The sequence below is a fragment of the Psychroflexus salis genome (assembly GCF_014640175.1).
Taxonomy (GTDB): domain Bacteria; phylum Bacteroidota; class Bacteroidia; order Flavobacteriales; family Flavobacteriaceae; genus Psychroflexus; species Psychroflexus salis.
Map to the genome: position 1 here is coordinate 150,760 of NZ_BMGL01000008.1, position 18,198 is coordinate 168,957.

Sequence of the window (18,198 nt, forward strand, 5' to 3'; positions counted from 1 at the left end):
AAATTATGGACGAACTATCGCTGCAAGACAAGTACTTGATGAACTTTTTTACCAATCGTTCAGATGGATTACAATACAAAGAAGTAAAAGCCAATACCGTTTCAAAACTACACTTTGTAGTAGAAGATTTAAAAACATTCATTAGTGAAACATCTTTAAACAAAACAGCCTACCGAAAGCTGCTAAAGAAATTCAATAATGACGAGAAAAAGCTATTACAGGAATTTCAGGAGTTTTTAAACAAGCGTATTGGGGAGTCTATGAATATGGCGTTGTTCTTAAATAGGTATAAATCAATAACATTTGAAGGTGTAAAAATCAACTTGTTTTATCCAAGTGGTAGTGTAACCCACGGAGATAAATTATTCGATGAAAATATTTTTTCAGTAGTACAAGAGTTGCCTTATATCTATAATTATCAAGGTAAAAAAAGGTTCAGTTTCCGTCCAGACATTACCTTTTTTGTCAACGGAATCTATTTGGGATATTCAGAATTAAAATCAAACTACAACAGCCAATCTGCTCATAAAGATGGTAAGATTAAAATTGCTAAAGACTATCAAAAAGCGGTTAGTAATTATTTAGAGATTGCAGGCGATAACGATGTGAATAAAAGCATCCGCAGAGACTTTTTAAAAATCTTTGAAAAGGCAATTCACATCACTACTACCGATGTTCAAGAAACCTTTATCATTCGGAATCTATCCAACCATTTCGACACCATAAAAGCAAGAGTAGAAGACAATACCTTCGATTTTGATAACTATAAAAATCAAGTAGCTTACGATTTAAAAGCCTATCCTATACTAAACATAGAAGCCAACAAGCAAGAACGTTTTGAAGAAGTATTTAAAGCCTTGTACGGTAAAAAAATGATAGAGCGAGAAATACTCTATTACAATTTTATCGAGCGTGAAATGGTAAAATCTAAAAGTGGTAAGACAAAAGAATATAAGCATAATGATGGTCGCTTAATTGCACCCAGACCTAAACAAAAATTTGGAGCTGATAAAATACTCGGTAAAATAGATGAGTTTTTAGTACATGAAGATGAACCTGACTATTTCATCAATAAATTACGTCAAGAACTTACAGAAAAGGGAATAGGGAAAGATAGGATAGAAGAACTCATTGCTAAAAGACAAAAGTACCAAAACAACAAAAATGTGTATTCGCTGCTCTTACAATATGCAGCAGGTTTTGGAAAGAGTAATATTATAGGTTGGACTGCCTTAATGCTGAAAGACTACCTTAAGGATGGTGAATTTGTCTTTGATAAAATTATGTTGGTAGTAGACCGTATTCAGTTACGAGACCAGTTGGACACTAAGATGTACAATATGAACATTGCGAACAGCATGTTTATTGAAGCCAACAATCGCAAATCGTTTGAAGAAGCTTTAAAAACAGACAAACGGATTGTAGTAGTTAACCTTCAAAAATTTGGTAGTATAGGGAATATGTTGGATGAAGAAACTATACAAAAATTAGCATCCATACGAGTTGCCTTTCTAATTGATGAAATCCACCGTTCCAATAGCGGAGTTCAAAATGAAGAAATGGTTTCCTTGTTTGATGAGCTTCAAACCAGTTTTGATAAGAATAAAGAATACCAAAAAAGACAAACTAAGAAAAATTTGATTATTGGTTTTACGGCAACGCCAAGCGATGTTACTTTGGCACGTTTTGGTGAGTTTAATAAGTATGCAGAGTCGGAGAAAATCTGGATTCCGTTTGATAGTTATACGATGAAAGAAGCTATTAAAGATGGATATATTTTAAACCCAATAAAAGGTATTGTTCCTGTATCAGCTAAAATGTATTTTGAAAAGCCAGATGATGCCACTGAAGGTTTTGAAGGAGATACAGGCTATCACCAAAAAGCATTACCAGATAACCCAGAAGAAGGTTATGACGATGATGGTAAAAAGTACAGAATAAGCAAAAAAAACATCTACGAAAACGAAGAGCGCATCGAAGCGATTTCAAAGTTTGTAGCAAAGCGATTAGTTACTGCGGTCTATCATAACATAAGAGGTAAGGCAAAAGCAATGTTGGCAGCATCTTCTATAAATGCAGCGATAAAGTACCGAAAATACATTCAACTTTATTTTAATGATTTAGTGGCAGAGAAAAAGTATGAACGTTTTAAAGATGCGCCTATTTACATTGTTTATAGTTCTGATGGTCAAAAATATGAGAGTTCAAGTGCTTTAAATGGTGGTTTATCAGAAGCAAAGGTTTTACAGAATTTTGCTATCAAAAAAAATGGTTTAATTATCGTTGTAGACAAGTTGCAAACAGGCTTCGATGAGCCAAAACTACATACGCTGTTTTTAGATAAAGAAATTAGAGGTATCAATGCTATACAGACCATTTCAAGAGTGAATCGAACTGCTGAAAACAAAAAGGACTGTAAAATCATAGACCTATCCTATAAAAATGTAAATGTTAACAATATCAAAAAAGCTTTTGAACATTACAGCAATGTGGTTGTTAGCGATTTTGACCCATTAGGTCAAGAACAAGTTTTGCAGGATATTTACAAAAACCTAATGCAAGAACCGATTTTCAAACATCATTTTAAGGAGTTTGTTGCCTACCAAAACGGTGATAAAAATGATATTAAGCCGATACAAGATTTTGAAAATACAGTTACTCAATTTGTCCGTAAACAAGCCGAAGAAGCAAAGACTTTAAAAATTAAAATCAATACCTATTTTAAGATTCTAAACCTAATTGAATTTGTTATTGAAATAGATAAAAAGTACAGTGATAAGCATTTTATAGAATTTTGGAGAAGGTATAGTGATATCTACAACTCTTTAGCAAAAACAACAGAACTCATTGACGAAGTTGATATTTATTTTGACAACAGATTAGGTATTGTTGCTCCACCTGAAGAAGAAGAAAATAAACCCAAAGGAGATGGAGCTGTTAAAGAACCTAAGCCTGAATATGGCAAGCAGTATAAGTTTGACATTTTAGAAGTTATAGAAAAGCGAAACGAGGAAGAAGAAGAAATTGAAGCTTTAATTATAGATTTCGAGAAAAAGATTGATGGCTTTTTTGCCTATGTAAACAAAGAAGGCGTTCGGTTAATCGCTAAAATGAAAAGCACTAAAACTGTTTTTGATGAGGATGAAATTTACCAAGATTTTGAAATCATTTATAAGAAATACATCAGACGAAACCGAAAAGATTTAGGTCAATTTTTTATCAAAGAAACCGAAGACATCGTAAATCAACTTTGTGATGATTTTGAGAAGACGTTGAGGTAGTTTAAAGATTAGGAATTTAGTTCTTTTTAGAGCTAATTAAACTATAACACAATTAACTTTTTTCTGATTAATCGAACTCAGGTTAAAAAGGTTTTGTCTAAGGGTGACAGCATGTAAATTATCAATCTTTTTTCGGTTAAGAACGAGCTAAATTAAAAAATTGGCTGATTTACAAATAAGACATAACATCGAATAAGCAACTAATGAGCTATGAGTCATATACAGTGTTAGCTGCAGTTTTTATTTTTTAGAAAGTTTTTTTGTCAAGTGTTCTCCATTCTCGTCAACAAGGAAAGTGGTCAGAGTTCCGTCAGATACATAAACACTTTGTCCAATATCAATTCCGCAACTATTTAGCAAATAGTCGAAAATTGAGGCAAATTCCTTGTCGTCCCACTCTCTTGACCTTAAAAGTCCCATTGTATTTACTGTCAGGTGGTTTTGGTCCATATTGTAGGCGGAGAAATACTTAGGCACATTTTCTTTGAGAATCGCACTGTAGAAAATGTGGCTATTAATCTCTAAGTATTGGGGAAAGTTGATTTTATATTCTTTCAGCTTTTTAAAACCATTCATGAAGTCTTCAATCAGATTATTTTCTTCAAAAACAATCGTGATGGCAACTTTGCCAAATTTCATGGACACACATAGAGCATTGATATTGTTGTGATAGAAAAATTCTTCGTCATCGCACTGGAAAACAAAAATGCTCCAAGGTTTTGGTTCATTAAAAGTCGTAGGTATTCGTATTGATTGTAAAAATAAGTGGAGTGAAGAATAGCCTTCTAATTCCATAGGGGTCAATATCTTGCCAAGGTCAGGTTGTTTTCTGTCGACCAACAATGAAAGCTCTTTGTATCTGGTTGCATATAAGATTTTAGCAGTCCATTGAAAGATTGTTAGTTCATCTTGAAAACTTAGATTTTCAAAAGACCTTTCTAACAACTTGCGGAACTTCTCTTCCATTAAAGACAAGTCTTCGTTATTGCATTTAGGGCAACAAGGGACTGTCAAGTGTCTATATGGGATTGGAGAAAAATTTGTGAGAATTAATTTTTGATCCCAAAGGTCATATTTGTGTTGCAACCATTTAGGGAAAATATGTTCGGCAGTTTTAGCATCACTCTTTTTGCCGCATAAAAAACAATTTCCACCATCGAAATTCTCCTGTCTTAAAGGTCGGTAAAAGTCTGGTTCTTCTGTCATTTTAAATTCTGACTAACGTCTCGCGTATAACGAAAGTGGAGAGCTAAAATGCGCAAGTTTTTCGGTTAAACTTAAAGTTTTTAAAAATACCAAAATTTTCGGTTCAATCACAAATCTCGCCATTTTTGTTATGCGCTGTTGCCCACAGTTATTATTTCCAATGTAGCTTTTCGTACTCGCTTTGTTCTTCTCTGTTTTTCGGAATAGATGAGTTTCCATTTCTGACGTAAAAACTGTCCTTTCCCTCAAAATTCGCAAACACAGGTTTTCCACTTTTTAGGATTTTAACTTTGCAAATAGTCTTTTCGTCAATTATTGGAAATGTTATTTTCAGATGCTTTTCAAAGTTTGAACCTAAATGTTTTTTAATGATGTTCCTTAAATGCAATTCAAATCCGTCAACGTCTTTTTTTGAAAAGGTTTCAATATCTTTTTCAAGCCCTAAAGCATTTCCATTATCATCAACTCCGATTATTAAAATTCCGCCTTCGCTGTTTAAAAATGCAGAAACGGTTTTGGCAATAACATACTCTAAATTTTTATTTACAATATTTTGTCTTAAATCATAACGCAAAGTTGATTTCATTTCCAACTTTTCATTTTCTCCGATTAAGATTAATTCTTTCAATTCGGTATCTTCAATTTTTTCTGCGTTTGTAAATTCTATTCTGTTTTTTAAAGCATTATAAATAGAAGTAGCTCTCTTTTCTAAAAACACAGAATAATCATCGCTATGAATTCCAAAATCGTCAATATTATCAATTAAGTGAGATTTTATAGATTTATGTAATTCCGCATTCTCGTCCAAGAAATCTTGAATATATATTGATGGTGCTTTTGCTCGTATTTTGCGCTTGTTTAAATCTGCGCCAACCAACGTGATATTCACAATACTATTTTCGTTCCCAATTCCTTGTTTTCTTAAATACGATTTTGGGAAAAAGTGATGGTAGTTTTTACTATTCGCCATTTTTAACCAAGAATTGTCAAGGATAACTTTTCCGTTGTCTTGAAAGTCTTTTGGCTCTGAATAAGCTAACAAACAAAGAACTGCTTTACAATAACTATTACCTGCACTAAAATTTGTGTCTATTAAATCTCTTGGCGAACTTAAAAAGACTTTTAATTCATCGTAGTTTGGTCGTTCTCCATTTAGAATTTTGTCAATTCTTTTAATGTCTTGAGCAAGTTTAGATTCTGTTGAACTTGAATATCTATACGATAACGAAATTCTCCAAAAAAACTCTTCTAAATATTTAATCTGTTCGCCTTTTGGCTTTTCTTTTTGGTAGTAAAAAAAGTAACTGAAAGGAACTAAAAGTGCATCGTAAGGCAATAAAGTTGAAACAGGAATTCTATAAACTGAACGGAAGTAATCAATACTTTCTTTAAGCGATGAAATTACATCGTCCCAAATATCTATAATACTTTGCTTGTCTAACTGTAAAACGACTTTTCTTTTACACTCCTTGTTTTTGCTTAATATTAAACCTAAAACATTTAAAATTACTGTACTTGATATTGTTTCGTATTTACTGACTTCAAGCTGTTTTAGTAATTTTTGAAATCGGTCTTGCATATCGAATTTCTGTTCCTCGTCATAAGTTTTTGCAGACATTATCTCAAATAGAGTTAAGGTTTGTCCGCCTGTATTTATTCGAGTAAAAACTTCTATTGCAGAGTCAATATCTTCTTTACGAAGTACGACTGTCGAGAAATCATAAGAAGTAAAAGTTTCTTTGTATTCTTGAATTTTATCAATATCCTCGTTTGAATAATTTTCTCTTAAATCACTATATTTTGAATTGAGTAAATCTTTTAGAGAGATATTTTTAGTTTCAGGTTGTTCCGATAAAATTATTTGTTCATCGTTATTGTCAATATCGCCTTCTAAATCAACGAATATTGAACCATAATTCGTAATCTTTTTTTCTCCTTCTTTTTGAATTGAGGCACCTAAAAATGCAGCGTACAAAGAGGTAATTCGTTGTTGTCCGTCCAAAACGTACTGAACCTTTATGTCGTCTGGAACAGGTGGCAAAACGAGATTTCCAATGTTTTTAATATCGTTTAATCTCTCGTTTGTTTCCCACAAAATAAAAGTTCCAATCGGATAGCCTTTTAAAATACTGTCCAAAAGTTTTGCAGTTTTGTCAATACTCCAAACAAAATCCCGTTGAAATTTCGGGATTTTAATTTGTCCTTTTTGAATTTCGGATATCAAGTCCGTATATTTTTTTGAGTCTGGTTTTGGCTGTTTATTCATTCAGTTTAATTCTATTACTGGTGTTCGTTTTAATTGTGGGCAACGTTTTGCAGCTACCCGAAGGTGGCGATTTCGAAGCGATTCACTTTCAACCAAGCACAAACCTTGATAGAAACACAAAGCTTGGTTTAACCACTGAACCGCCACTTTTGGGTAGGTGCTGTTATAGGGCGTTTTTCTTGTCATTCCTTTGTCGTCAGGTTAATTTCTATTTGTCCACCAAGTCCACAAGCCAACATATAAGCAAAATATTTTCCGTCCTTCAAGTTTGTCAAGTCAAAAGTTGGTGGGCAATCAGAATATGATATTTCGCTTTTCTGTATTGCTTCGTTCTCTTTCGGAATTCCTGTTTGTTTTGACAGTGTAACGGTAGTCGCTGTCCCACCGCACGGCATAAATAAATACCAATTTTCGTCATTTGAACTACGAATAAAAGTCAACGGTTTGCATTCTCCTTTACCCGTCTCACAACCTTCCCAATAGTCAAAGTCCACAAATGATAGTTTTACTTTCTCAATCCCCTTTTTTGCGTCATAGTCAGGAAATATATAATAGTCAGTCGTCTTCGTGTCGCCTGTGTAGGTTGTCAAGTTAAGTAATGCCGTGTCAGGTGCATTTTGAAATTCATTGTAAAAGTAATAACCGACTTTAATGGTGTCATTGGTCAAAGTTCCTTTAACAACTTTAATTACTTTATACTCGGCTATATAAATTTTGCTTCCTTGTCCTGGTGAAATTTGTTTCGCAATGACTTTTATTGTGTCATTGTTTGCTTGTCCATAGGTCAAGAAAGTGAAAAGTGTCAATATGATTGTCAGCGTAAATTTCATTCGTTTCAGTCGTCTTTTAAAATGCCCTATAACTATTAATATCACAAACAAATATATCATTATCCTTATTAAAAACACATAATATCAAGTGTTTTTACTCAATATTGAAATGTAAATCAGCACTTTAAAAAATAACGTAAAACCTTAATTGATGAATAGGTTACAAATAAGGAAAAAGTGGTAGAGTAATTACAATATAAATTGTCTTATTGTAAAAAAGTGTAATTATTTACATTAGTGAGCTCCTTATTGTAAAAAACATTATTTATTTACACTTTACTAAAATCTTATTTCAGCATAAATCTTGCTATTTTTTTATGTGCTGTTGTGCGGTCGTTATTTATTTTTTCAATTTTAATGGTCTATGTAATGAAGTGAATTTCTTTCTGTCTCTCGAACGAGAATTGAATATAATTTCGTCCAAGGTCAAACTTGCTTCATACTCCGATTTCAATATCTCAATTAAAGTGTTCCACTCGCTTTTATCTCCTTTAAACGATTTCCATGACATCATAAAGTCAAAGTGTTGTCCATGACGAAAAAGCCTACCTGGCAATGGATAATCCTTTCGGTTTCCAATTAAAATCCCGTATCGCAGGTAAGGGTGAACGTTTTTATGTGTTTGAGCTTTTTGACTGTATGTTATTGCATCATGGGTTGTTACACTATTAATTTTTGCTTCAACTATTATTCTCGGTTTCCATCTTGTTTCATCTATTTGTTCAAAAATCAGAATATCAGTTTCGTAACCAATGAAGTTCTGTTGCTCAGGCTCATTGTCGTTATAAGTCAAAATTTCACTTGCATAAGGTAGTCTAAATCCGTCCGTAACTCGCAAGTTTGAGTTAAACGGTTTCAAAGATTTTTCAATCTCTTCAATTATAGATTTCACCCATTCACGTTCATTCATAGTCTCGTTTTAATGCCGCACAACTAACGAATATAATAATAAACAACCATTTCATTTTGTATATCGAATGTTTTTATGTGTTATTCATTAATATCTTTGATTTTTCTGCCTGAACTTAATAACTTTCACTTCTAAACAATAGAAAAAATGTGCTTTCATACTTCACAAATACAGTCAGTCAAAAAAATTGAAAATCAGTACGATGTTAAATTAAGTGATGAAAGTCAACGAGACTTGTTTAATCAGCCACGTTTTCACATCAATGGTTTTACACATGCTCAATTACTAATTATTCCACAGGAAAAGCCAAGTGTATTGGCTGCTGCCACTTGGGGAATTGCACCTGAAAATAAAACGTTAAGTGATTTAAAGGATTATTACAAAGAAGCTGTAAAATTTGGTGGTGGTTTAAATGCAAGAGCGGAGAAAGCATTTTCTCATTTTCTGTACAAAAAATCCATATTCAGTAAACGCTGCATTATTCCAGTATCTGCATTTTTTGAACCGCACGAGCACCAAAAAAAGAAATACCCTTTTGTATTTAAACCCACTGAAGAGCCTTGTTTGTCGCTTGCAGGATTATATACCAGAATAGAAAATGCTGTCACTTTTACCATCTTAACTCAGGAAGCATCGCCTTTATTTGCTAAAATCCACAATAAAAAATGTAGACAACCTATAATTCTAAATAAGGAATTAGAGAAAATGTGGCTAAATAATGAATTGCAGCAAGAAGAAATTCAAAGTATTTTGAACTTTCATTTTGATGAAAATAAATTAGACTTCCATCCAATTAGTAAAGACTTGTTTCAGCCAAAAGTGAATTCAGATGTAGAAAGTATTTTAAATAAAGTAAGTTATGAAGAGTTGGAGCAGGAGTAAGGTTTTAAAGATGCCTTAAATGCTTTTAATGACTGAATCATCAATTCCTTTATAATTCAAGATTACTCTTTTAAATCGCCTTAAAATCAATTTAATAAAACAGTTTATGTATGATGGTTTTAAGAATTGGTTTTTCAATGCGTTGACTGATATGACTTCGTTGTTCGATTAATTTATTTTTTAATGAGTCAAAGTGATTCAATTTTCCGTATTCAATATATTTTATTAGTTCGTTTTGATAAGCATTATTGAGATGTGTTGACTCTAAAATTAGTTCTTCAATAGAGTTATAAAAACCAATGTTGATATTATGCTTAAGGCAAGCAAAAGAAGCTATTATTTCATACTTGCGATATAATTCCATTATTTCGTTTGGTTCATTTAATTTTAAGGCATAAGATACGAACATGATTAAAAGTCTTTTTTTAGGATTGATTTCATCCTTTTTAGACTTGATATAAGTCCTGTCTAATTCACTAATTTTATAATCAGCAAAAAACATATCTGAGATTAATTCACAATAAACAGAAAAGCTTTTTTTAGTTATTTCTTCATTGAAATTAATCTCAGTAATTGAAGTAAGTAAAGTTTGTTTTCCAAGCTTTTCATTAATGTTATAATCAATAAATTCATTTGATAAAATAATGTGCGAAATCAATTCAATTTTGTTTTCTGAAACTAAACTTAATAATGGAGTATCAGAATTGGTTAATAAGTTTAAATCAATCTTCTTATTGAGATAATTAATTTCGTTTTCATTAAAATTATACCGTTCTGTAAAGTCTTTATTATTGCTTTTATTTTTTACATAATTCTCAAAATCTTCAATGTAATTATCTATTATATTTTTTTGCCAGTTCTTCATATCGTAAAATTAAATAACTGATAACTGAACACATATTAATTAACTTAAAAGTGTAATTAACATTATAATGGGTTTAAACGAAATGAAATTTATCACTTGTTGATTAGTATAAGCACTTAAATTAATCAACAATTAATTAATTAATTATAATTCAAAACCTGATTATAATAATGGTCTTCAATTAAAATCAATTAAGTTGAACTATTAAGTTCAATCAATTATTTAAAAGTTTTAATGAATTAATTATATTGCTAATCTTTAATCAATGAATAAAGTTCCATGCTTTAAATTGATTTAATAATTCATTATTTAATGAGTAGTAATTTTCATTTTTAATGAATTAAATAATTTCAATGCTTTAATAGAAATTATTTGATTGAAATTGATTTATTGTAAGCTAAAAAAGTCTGCTTAAATAATCATTTGATAAGCTCAATTAATAATCTTTAATTAATAAGTTTTATCTTTTTTAATTTCAATAGATATTAATTACTCCAATAATTTAATTAATAAAAATCCAATTATTCTTTCCTTGTAATGGATGTTAATAATAAAACCTATTTGTAATGTACCTAATTAATCAAAATTAATTCTGCTTCATTAATTTGAAGCTTGTTTTTCTATTTATTACCAAAATGAGTTCAAGTCTTTTTGATTATTATAAGCGTTTAAATTAATTAAAGAAACTATGCTCTGCTATTTGTCGTGCTTTAAATTTTGCAGAAGCTTTAATGTAATTGTAAAAAACTTTTTCTGTTTTGTGACCAGATATTGCCATTATTTTATGTGGCGCTACACCTGCATTATAAGCATTGGTACAAAAGCTTCTTCTTGCAGTATGTGATGAAATAAATTTATATTTAGGTTCAGTTATTTTTTTAACCGACCCACCTATTGTTTTAATTAAAGTATATTCATCATTAATTTTTGCTTTTTTCGAGATTGATTTAATGTATTTTGAAATAACCGATGGGTCAATTTTTGGGGGAAATTCTCCATTTCTTCTTTTAATAATACGTTTTATTTTTTCATTTATAGGAATATATACTTCATTACCTGTTTTTTGTTGTTTCATGTGTATATAATCTCTTTTTCCTTCAGATATTAATTTTGGCTCTTTAAGGAAAAGAAATAGGTCTTGAACACGCATTCCAGTATAGCAAGCTATTAAAAATGCATCTCTAACATTTCTTTCAATTTCAAGATTCAACTTCAAATTAAATATTTTGTCTAATTCTTCTACTGTTAGGTAAGGGTGATTAACTTCTTCACTAAATTTTGAAAAATATCTTTTTTGAAATTCTCTATTTTCATGTACATCATTATCGTAAGCTGAGCCAATAATGGTTTTTAATTTTTGAATCATTGAACCTATATAATTTCGTGAATAATGTTTTTGATTACCGAATTTTATAAAATCATTGTAGAACTCTTCATTCATATCTTCAAAAACAAAATCTTTTATTTTTCTTGAACGCAGATAACGATTAAAGTAACTTCTCATATTTTTATATGATTTCAGAGTCCCTTTACCTAATGGTTTTTTTGTAGTCGGGGAGTTGTTAATCGTATAATATTTTAAATACCAGTCCATGTAGTCTAATACTTTTTTTGGTAATTGATTTTCAGACTCTTCTTCATCTTCTAAGCCTAATATTTTTTTAATTTCATGTTTACAGTTTTTTTGAGATAATTTTTTTTGTCCAATTAAATCGACCACCTTAGATTCAATATCTAATTCAATGTCGTTAAGTTTTTTATTAATTTCGGTGTCATTTATAATACTACTTGGCTTTTTAATCCTTTGTTTTTTATCATCCCAAAATTTTTCATGCCCCTTACTGATGTTTATTTGAGTTGAGAATCTTACTCTAATGGAAGCTCCATGTCTAAAATCTAACAAAATAGTGTTTGTTTTAGACCCTTTTCTTAGTTTAAATTTAGTCTTCATTTTTAATAGTTTTTAATTAATATTTTACCTTGTTTTAAAGCTAAAATATGTGGTCAAAAACATGAAAACGTTTGTCCATTTGTTTGTCCATTTATGTCTATTAATGTCATCAAACGGAAAAAAATTATTTTCAAAATAAGCTGTTAGAGCGCAGATTTGTGCATTTTTAGCTTAAAAGCTAACACTACTTCCCATCTGCCGAGGTCACCAAAGCGGAGAACTTGTCAAAATCGACAGGTTCTCCTTTTTTATACTCCTTCATAGCCTTTGTTATCATTGAGATTACAGAAAATAACAAATTCACTCTTGGGGTTCGAACTTTGTCATTTGACTTGTCGTAACCCATTCCTTCTGGAAACATCAAATATTGTAACTGTATTTTTTTTACCAAACTCGCAGAATTCCACATATCACTCAGCTTTGAGCTGTATTTATAAATTTATTTTCTGTAGATATAATAAGTTATTGTGTGATAAATGAAAATTGAAAATGGATCAATTTTTTTGTTGCTGTTAAATTTATAAACATTAACAACTTTATCTTTATATAAATCGTATTTAACTAGGTGTGACCCTAAGTTATTTATATTAATAAACCAATTTTTAGACCTTTATCTATAGCTGCTGAAAAGGTTGTGCTTGCATCTCTAATTTGATGATATGTTTTAAGTTTTGAATTATATATTACATAATCTATAAAACCTTCAATAGAAACAGTAATTCTGTAAAAGGTTTTAATTTCGCTGTCAAAATCATCTATACTATGAACTTCATTAAAGATAACCGTTACATTTTTAAAAACTTGTTTTTCATAAACTGTTGCGTAATTTAAATTATCTTTCTGGCAAAATAAAATAAAAGCAATTAGAAAAATTAAATAGGCTATTAATTTCATACATGAAATTTTAATATGAATACCATATAATAGAATGTCGATTAAAAAGGCAAATCTTACTTACTCCAATCAATATTTTCTTTTTGAGACTCTTGATTTCTGCTAATTATGCCAAGTAAAGTATCCAAGGTTTTTCTCAAATTAGCTCATAATTTCTGGCTCATATTTGATGGGTACAATTAATAAAAACATCACAAATAGGGATGGCTTTAGCGTTCATTCGAGCAAGATGAGCTTCCACTGTTGTAAATATATCAAAACCTTGATTCAAATTGCCTGAAATTTTACTTGCTTTTATTTGAAAAATATTTTCCCGAAGGATATTCTCTAAAGTATCGATAGGGGTTTTTTCTAAATCATATAACTGATTGCGGATGGAATCATAATATAAACCATCAAAAAATTGAATATGTACAAGAGTATTAAACTCTTCGTCAGATTGTTCAATAGCCAATGAAATGGGTGGCTCAAGATGCTATTCCGAAGCTGATTCATCTTGAAAAAACAGTGATGTTTTGGACTGTACTTTTTCATATAAAAACCTGTTCATTTCTTCAATTGCCATCTCTGACAATAATAAATCGGATAGATGTGTGGTTGTACCCTCCCGAATAAGCCGTTGAGCGGCTAGTACGATGGCATCATCAAAATGAGATAAAAACCGATTGATAGAATCCGCTGTAGGATTGTATATCAAAGCACTATAAGATTTTTTTTCGCGACCATATTGTAAAACGAATCAGTTGTATTTTATATTTAAGCTTTTGAAATTAAAATACAAACTGAATTAATAAAACAAGTTAAATTCAAGCTTTTAAAATTGGGTAAAAAAAATCTTTAACCCATGGTGACTAACATGTACTTTGATTTAAAATCTCCCTATCAATCTCCCAAATATTATCAATTCCTAGTGAAATAATACGATCCATCACATGATCTTGTGTTCTATTTTTTAAAAGGAAAAAGTTAAATAAATGTGTGAATTCGCTTTCTTTGGTAATATTTGGATTTGGATCAAGATTACCAAAATAAGCTTGTCTAAAATCTTCATTGTTATCTAAACGACCTGAAATTAAATCGACAGTTACATCTTCATAAAAATCTATTGCTCCAATAAGCTCTAACTCATAAATGTAACTAAGTGATTTAGATTCTTCAAAGAATAAATACATATATTCATAACCACCCTCTTCACGATACTGATTTTCAACTACAATCATTTTATCGTCATTTCTTTCTGCATCTAATACTTGAATAGAAATCAATTTAAATTGCTCAAAAACTTTTTTACTTATATTATTTAAACGAATATAAAAGCAAGAGTTATATAAAAAGGGGTTGTCAAAGTTCATGGATTAAAAATTAAGCTTGATAGCTATTAAATGTATTGAAATATTTTATAAGTGAAAAACAAAACAGGTATTTGTTCGTAAAATTTTTCTTTAATATATAAAGGGATCAAAACCAATAGAAGAAAAGGTTCTTTAATTAAGTTAACTTCTAAACCTTCATCTAAAATACGATCGTCGCTAAAATAACCAACCAATAATTCTTTAATTTTAACACGCAAAAAATTATAATATAATATGTAAAAAATAAATACACAAATGATTTCATATAGAACACTTGTAAGGATGGCACAAATCAAAAACACACCTATTAAAAAAAGTAAAGCAGATGCTAAATGAGAAATAATACTTTTATACCATAAAGATTTATTCTTTTCCTTTTTTATTTCATTTATATATTGAATTTCAGCTCTCTTTTTTCTTTCATAACGTGCCTTTTCATCTTTTGTAAATCCATTTGAATCAACCCAGGTATAATCATCTGATTTTTTGTGCTTTATTGCACACTCATCACTACAATATTCATATCTTCTGTAATTACCTGCTTTTCGCAAATGCCAATTAACACCATCACTCGGATAATACTTATCACTACAGTAATAGCATTTTTTTCTTTCATCATAAGTATTGTAGTTTGTTTCATTTTCAAAACGAGATGCATGGCCTCTACAACAAAACAAAAATCTTTCGCGATAACCTTTTACATTATAATCAGAATAAATCCAAGTACTATCGTCGTTAGAGTACCTTTTTTTTCCGCACCATTCACATTTATCCACATTAAATATTTTAATTACTAATTAATATAATAGTACCTCTTCTTTTATCAAAGGCATTGGCATACTTTTTCCATTCTGATATCTCACCTGTTTGAAAATCTAATACATTCACAAAAAACTTTTTGGGCTCTGTTGAGGACCAAACAGGAAGCTCTGGAGAAAGATTTAAGGACTCTCGATGCTTGTATAATTGCCCTAATTCAATAATAGAAGGTAAACGCCAATTTGATTTATTGTGCAATTTAAATTTATTGAAACTTCCTAAGAAAGATTCGGGATATGTGTGCTCCCCTAATGCACCATAAACAATAGACAATCCCCACTCATTAGTCGTATTTATATGTACAGCTAATTCTCTATCAATAATAGATGAATATTTAAGGTCACATATAGCCAATAAAGGAAGCAATTGCTGCAGTTGCTGTTGGTTGTTGCATTTCTCATGAGTACCTTTTTCAACATTAAAAATACTAATTGTATTCGTGTTGGAATCCCTACACCAAAGGAGTTTATATGATTGTAAACGCAGTTCTTCAGCTTCGCTTTTCAACTCATCTGAAGTGGGATATCTCCAGCTATCCGTTTTTTTAAATTTATACTGATTTAAAAAACCAATGGCCGCTCCGTTTGAATCACAAAGCATCTTTAAATCCGATGATGTAATTTTGTTGTTTATGGATAATGAATTGGTAACTTTACTATTTACTAAATTATTGGTTATCTGAGCTCTACCATGTTCTTTGATTTCAGAATCAAAACTATTCTCTATGGTTAAAAACTGCCTGATTTCAATATTTAGACCCTCACAAAAAGCATCAAAAACTTCATAAGCCCTATCATCAAAACCATTATTCTCTTTAAACTGGGTTCTTAAATTAAGTACTTCAAATTCATTATTTTGATTTTTAAACTTGTTTAATTTAGTCATGAGTTGTGAATCAACAGCATGCATCAAAATAGTGTGATAAGAAGGGTGTAAATCAGGTTGCAAGTCTTTTACAATTGCTAAAACACTTGATTTAAGCAGTATATCTTGATCAAAACGACTTAAAAGTTCTTTTAAAATATTGTTGAATTTATTTTGCATCTTGTATTTCTTGAATTTTAATTCTCAACTTTTCTCTTTTGAGTTGCCAATATTCATTGTAGTTATAATGTTCTATTTCCTCATCAGATTTATAAGGACTCCTTTCAGTTGAAGGATGAACAAGATCAGGTATTAAAATTTTAGCACTATCAATCAAGCCGTCTTGTAAATAATTGTTGATTTTTTCATATTTTTTCTCAAGCTGAATTGATAACACCTGTGCTTCATCTTCTCTCTCATCCCTTTCTTCACTTCGATTTAAAGCCCAAAAAACAAGCACGCCTATAGAGATTAATACTAGAGCCCATACTAAGGGAGAATCTCCTTTACTATCCTTTCTTACCAGCCAATTGAAAAAGGTTCTAAATGATTGATTTCTTTTTTGTTTCCTAAGTTCTCGAGCTTTAATTTTTTCTAACTCTAACTTTTTTTGCTCCTCTTGTTCTTTCGCCTCTTGTTCCTTCTTTTTTAGCTCAAGTTCTATTTGCTTAATCTCAAGTTCTTTGTCTTTTTGACTTACAAGTCCTTGATCTTTTTGAACAGCTAATACTCTTCTTTGCTCTCTTTCCCTATCAAAGTCGATATCATTTGATTTTTGATATTCTCTCTTTATTATAGATTCCTCTACCCAATCGTATTTTAGAAGAATTTCTTTATTCTTGGGTTGTATAGCATCAGAATAAGGTAGTGGCTTAAGATTAAAATCCTTGATACATTTAACTAATGATTCAAAAATTTCATTTTCTTTTAAACCAAATGATTTACCTTTATTAAAAATGTTAATCATTTCATTTTTTTCTAAGCGCTTATCAGCTATAGCAAGTTCTATTAACTCACTTATATGAATGCCGTTAGCTACTTTTGTTGCCTTGTATTCAAGTGGATTTAAATCTTGTTTTAAGCCTAAACCGAACAAATAAACATCAAAGACCAAAGCCGCCATTTTTGGTTCTAAGCCTGTATTGTCAACAAAATCTTGCTTTAAATTGGATACTAATATAGCTTGATTAGAATCATCTTCATCCCTAAGTTTTTTTAATTTTTCTGGTAAAGTTAGCTCGTCCGCTTTTTTCAATACACTTATAATTCTTTTGTCAATGTTGTTTGCTATATCGTTAAGTACGGCATAAAGGCCCTTTTTTTCAAAATAACTACTACTGTACTTTGATTTTAGACTTTTAATTTGATCGATAAAGTAATTTATTTCCATATTATGCGTATTGTTTCATTAAATTTATAGTTTTTTTCCATCCAGAATTCAAGTATATCGTTTTAACTTTTCGATAGCCTTCTCCATAAACTGGGTCAGGACTTTTTTCCATTTGCTCCAACAAAATAGTAGAAAATTTGGTGTTTATTTTTTGATACATCGCCATTGCGCCTAGATTACAGAATCCTTCACAAATATCTTTTGGTGGATTAATGTTATGTTGATACTGCCATACATGCATGTACTCATGAGCTAGAATACCGGCAAAAAAGGTTTTGGGTAAATTGTCAAGAACAAAAATCTTAAATTGCTTATTACCTCCTGTAGCGAAATATTGCGCTAACCCGAAGGTGTCACCCATAGCTTTATTATTCTGCAAATGAATCAGTTTCTGCTTAGAAACGATCTCTATAGGTATTTTTGGTAAATTGGTAATTCCTACACTTTGCAACACCGATTGAACACGCTGATCTACCCAATTGATAGCTGTATCATTTGCAACAACTGATGGTATGCACACCTCACAAATGAACCTTCCATCCTGTAGTTTTTTATGATTTTTATTCAATATTCTTCCACAGCTAAAACAATTTCCATCGATACAACTGAGATGAGCGGTTTGTTCCCAAGAATCATAGCCATATTGTCCTAACAATACAACGTCACACACCACACATTTTTTGAATTG

General features: G+C 30.5%; 16 protein-coding genes. 2 read left to right on the plus strand and 14 right to left on the minus strand.

The features are described 5' to 3' along the window. Positions 1 to 5 precede the first annotated feature (5 nt). Entirely contained in the window at positions 6 to 3,281 is a 3,276-nt protein-coding gene (locus tag IEV63_RS08140; protein WP_188406297.1) for a DEAD/DEAH box helicase family protein, read from the plus strand. Between the two features lie 240 nt (positions 3,282 to 3,521). Here the strand turns inward: IEV63_RS08140 and IEV63_RS08145 are convergent, their stop codons facing one another. The 5 genes from IEV63_RS08145 to IEV63_RS08165 form a co-directional block, all read right to left on the minus strand. Beyond that, complete coding sequence (locus IEV63_RS08145; protein WP_188406298.1) at positions 3,522 to 4,487, minus strand: hypothetical protein; 966 nt, start codon at positions 4,485 to 4,487, stop codon at positions 3,522 to 3,524. Positions 4,488 to 4,638: 151 nt separating this feature from the next. Beyond that, positions 4,639 to 6,753 carry a GmrSD restriction endonuclease domain-containing protein gene (locus IEV63_RS08150; protein ID WP_188406299.1) on the minus strand — a complete coding sequence of 705 codons (2,115 nt, stop codon included), beginning with the start codon at positions 6,751 to 6,753 and terminating at the stop codon, positions 4,639 to 4,641. After that, positions 6,754 to 6,939: a hypothetical protein gene (locus tag IEV63_RS08155; protein WP_188406300.1), complete on the minus strand. Its 186-nt coding sequence runs from the start codon at positions 6,937 to 6,939 to the stop codon at positions 6,754 to 6,756. It abuts the gene before it with no gap. Then, positions 6,936 to 7,583: a hypothetical protein gene (locus IEV63_RS08160; RefSeq protein WP_188406301.1), complete on the minus strand. Its 648-nt coding sequence runs from the start codon at positions 7,581 to 7,583 to the stop codon at positions 6,936 to 6,938. The genes IEV63_RS08155 and IEV63_RS08160 overlap by 4 nt, the downstream gene beginning before the upstream one ends. 340 nt (positions 7,584 to 7,923) lie before the next feature. Next, entirely contained in the window at positions 7,924 to 8,493 is a 570-nt protein-coding gene (locus tag IEV63_RS08165) for a hypothetical protein (protein WP_188406302.1), read from the minus strand. Between the two features lie 147 nt (positions 8,494 to 8,640). Between IEV63_RS08165 and IEV63_RS08170 the strand changes: the two genes are divergently transcribed. Beyond that, complete coding sequence (locus IEV63_RS08170; protein WP_188406303.1) at positions 8,641 to 9,375, plus strand: SOS response-associated peptidase; 735 nt, start codon at positions 8,641 to 8,643, stop codon at positions 9,373 to 9,375. A gap of 91 nt (positions 9,376 to 9,466) precedes the next feature. Here the strand turns inward: IEV63_RS08170 and IEV63_RS08175 are convergent, their stop codons facing one another. The 9 genes from IEV63_RS08175 to IEV63_RS08215 form a co-directional block, all read right to left on the minus strand. Continuing rightward, positions 9,467 to 10,240 carry a hypothetical protein gene (locus IEV63_RS08175; protein WP_188406304.1) on the minus strand — a complete coding sequence of 258 codons (774 nt, stop codon included), beginning with the start codon at positions 10,238 to 10,240 and terminating at the stop codon, positions 9,467 to 9,469. A gap of 673 nt (positions 10,241 to 10,913) precedes the next feature. After that, on the minus strand, positions 10,914 to 12,191 hold the full coding sequence (locus tag IEV63_RS08180) for a tyrosine-type recombinase/integrase (RefSeq protein ID WP_188406305.1): 1,278 nt from the start codon (positions 12,189 to 12,191) through the stop codon (positions 10,914 to 10,916). A 582-nt stretch (positions 12,192 to 12,773) separates the two neighbouring features. Then, positions 12,774 to 13,085, minus strand: a complete 312-nt coding sequence (locus IEV63_RS08185; RefSeq protein WP_188406306.1) for a hypothetical protein — start codon at positions 13,083 to 13,085, stop codon at positions 12,774 to 12,776. A gap of 160 nt (positions 13,086 to 13,245) precedes the next feature. Beyond that, positions 13,246 to 13,539: a hypothetical protein gene (locus IEV63_RS08190; protein WP_188406307.1), complete on the minus strand. Its 294-nt coding sequence runs from the start codon at positions 13,537 to 13,539 to the stop codon at positions 13,246 to 13,248. A 397-nt stretch (positions 13,540 to 13,936) separates the two neighbouring features. Then, positions 13,937 to 14,437, minus strand: a complete 501-nt coding sequence (locus IEV63_RS08195; protein ID WP_188406308.1) for a hypothetical protein — start codon at positions 14,435 to 14,437, stop codon at positions 13,937 to 13,939. A 26-nt stretch (positions 14,438 to 14,463) separates the two neighbouring features. Further along, positions 14,464 to 15,213 (minus strand): ECF transporter S component, encoded by a 750-nt coding sequence (locus IEV63_RS08200; protein ID WP_188406309.1) that lies wholly within the window; start codon positions 15,211 to 15,213, stop codon positions 14,464 to 14,466. A 10-nt stretch (positions 15,214 to 15,223) separates the two neighbouring features. After that, a complete protein-coding gene (locus IEV63_RS08205; RefSeq protein WP_188406310.1) occupies positions 15,224 to 16,300 on the minus strand; it encodes a hypothetical protein in 1,077 nt (358 codons plus the stop codon). Further along, entirely contained in the window at positions 16,290 to 17,510 is a 1,221-nt protein-coding gene (locus IEV63_RS08210; protein WP_188406311.1) for a hypothetical protein, read from the minus strand. The genes IEV63_RS08205 and IEV63_RS08210 overlap by 11 nt, the downstream gene beginning before the upstream one ends. Before the next feature lies 1 nt (position 17,511). Then, positions 17,512 to 18,180, minus strand: coding sequence for a protein DA1 (locus tag IEV63_RS08215; protein WP_188406312.1), 669 nt, complete (start codon positions 18,178 to 18,180; stop codon positions 17,512 to 17,514). Positions 18,181 to 18,198: the final 18 nt, after the last annotated feature.

Coding starts and splice junctions, on each gene's coding strand:
- IEV63_RS08140 (WP_188406297.1), top strand. CDS start 6: ATGGACGAACTATCGCTGCAAGACAAGTACTTGATGAACTTTTTTACC.
- IEV63_RS08145 (WP_188406298.1), bottom strand. CDS start 4,487: ATGACAGAAGAACCAGACTTTTACCGACCTTTAAGACAGGAGAATTTC.
- IEV63_RS08150 (WP_188406299.1), bottom strand. CDS start 6,753: ATGAATAAACAGCCAAAACCAGACTCAAAAAAATATACGGACTTGATA.
- IEV63_RS08155 (WP_188406300.1), bottom strand. CDS start 6,939: ATGACAAGAAAAACGCCCTATAACAGCACCTACCCAAAAGTGGCGGTT.
- IEV63_RS08160 (WP_188406301.1), bottom strand. CDS start 7,583: ATGAAATTTACGCTGACAATCATATTGACACTTTTCACTTTCTTGACC.
- IEV63_RS08165 (WP_188406302.1), bottom strand. CDS start 8,493: ATGAATGAACGTGAATGGGTGAAATCTATAATTGAAGAGATTGAAAAA.
- IEV63_RS08170 (WP_188406303.1), top strand. CDS start 8,641: ATGTGCTTTCATACTTCACAAATACAGTCAGTCAAAAAAATTGAAAAT.
- IEV63_RS08175 (WP_188406304.1), bottom strand. CDS start 10,240: ATGAAGAACTGGCAAAAAAATATAATAGATAATTACATTGAAGATTTT.
- IEV63_RS08180 (WP_188406305.1), bottom strand. CDS start 12,191: ATGAAGACTAAATTTAAACTAAGAAAAGGGTCTAAAACAAACACTATT.
- IEV63_RS08185 (WP_188406306.1), bottom strand. CDS start 13,085: ATGAAATTAATAGCCTATTTAATTTTTCTAATTGCTTTTATTTTATTT.
- IEV63_RS08195 (WP_188406308.1), bottom strand. CDS start 14,437: ATGAACTTTGACAACCCCTTTTTATATAACTCTTGCTTTTATATTCGT.
- IEV63_RS08205 (WP_188406310.1), bottom strand. CDS start 16,300: ATGCAAAATAAATTCAACAATATTTTAAAAGAACTTTTAAGTCGTTTT.
- IEV63_RS08210 (WP_188406311.1), bottom strand. CDS start 17,510: ATGGAAATAAATTACTTTATCGATCAAATTAAAAGTCTAAAATCAAAG.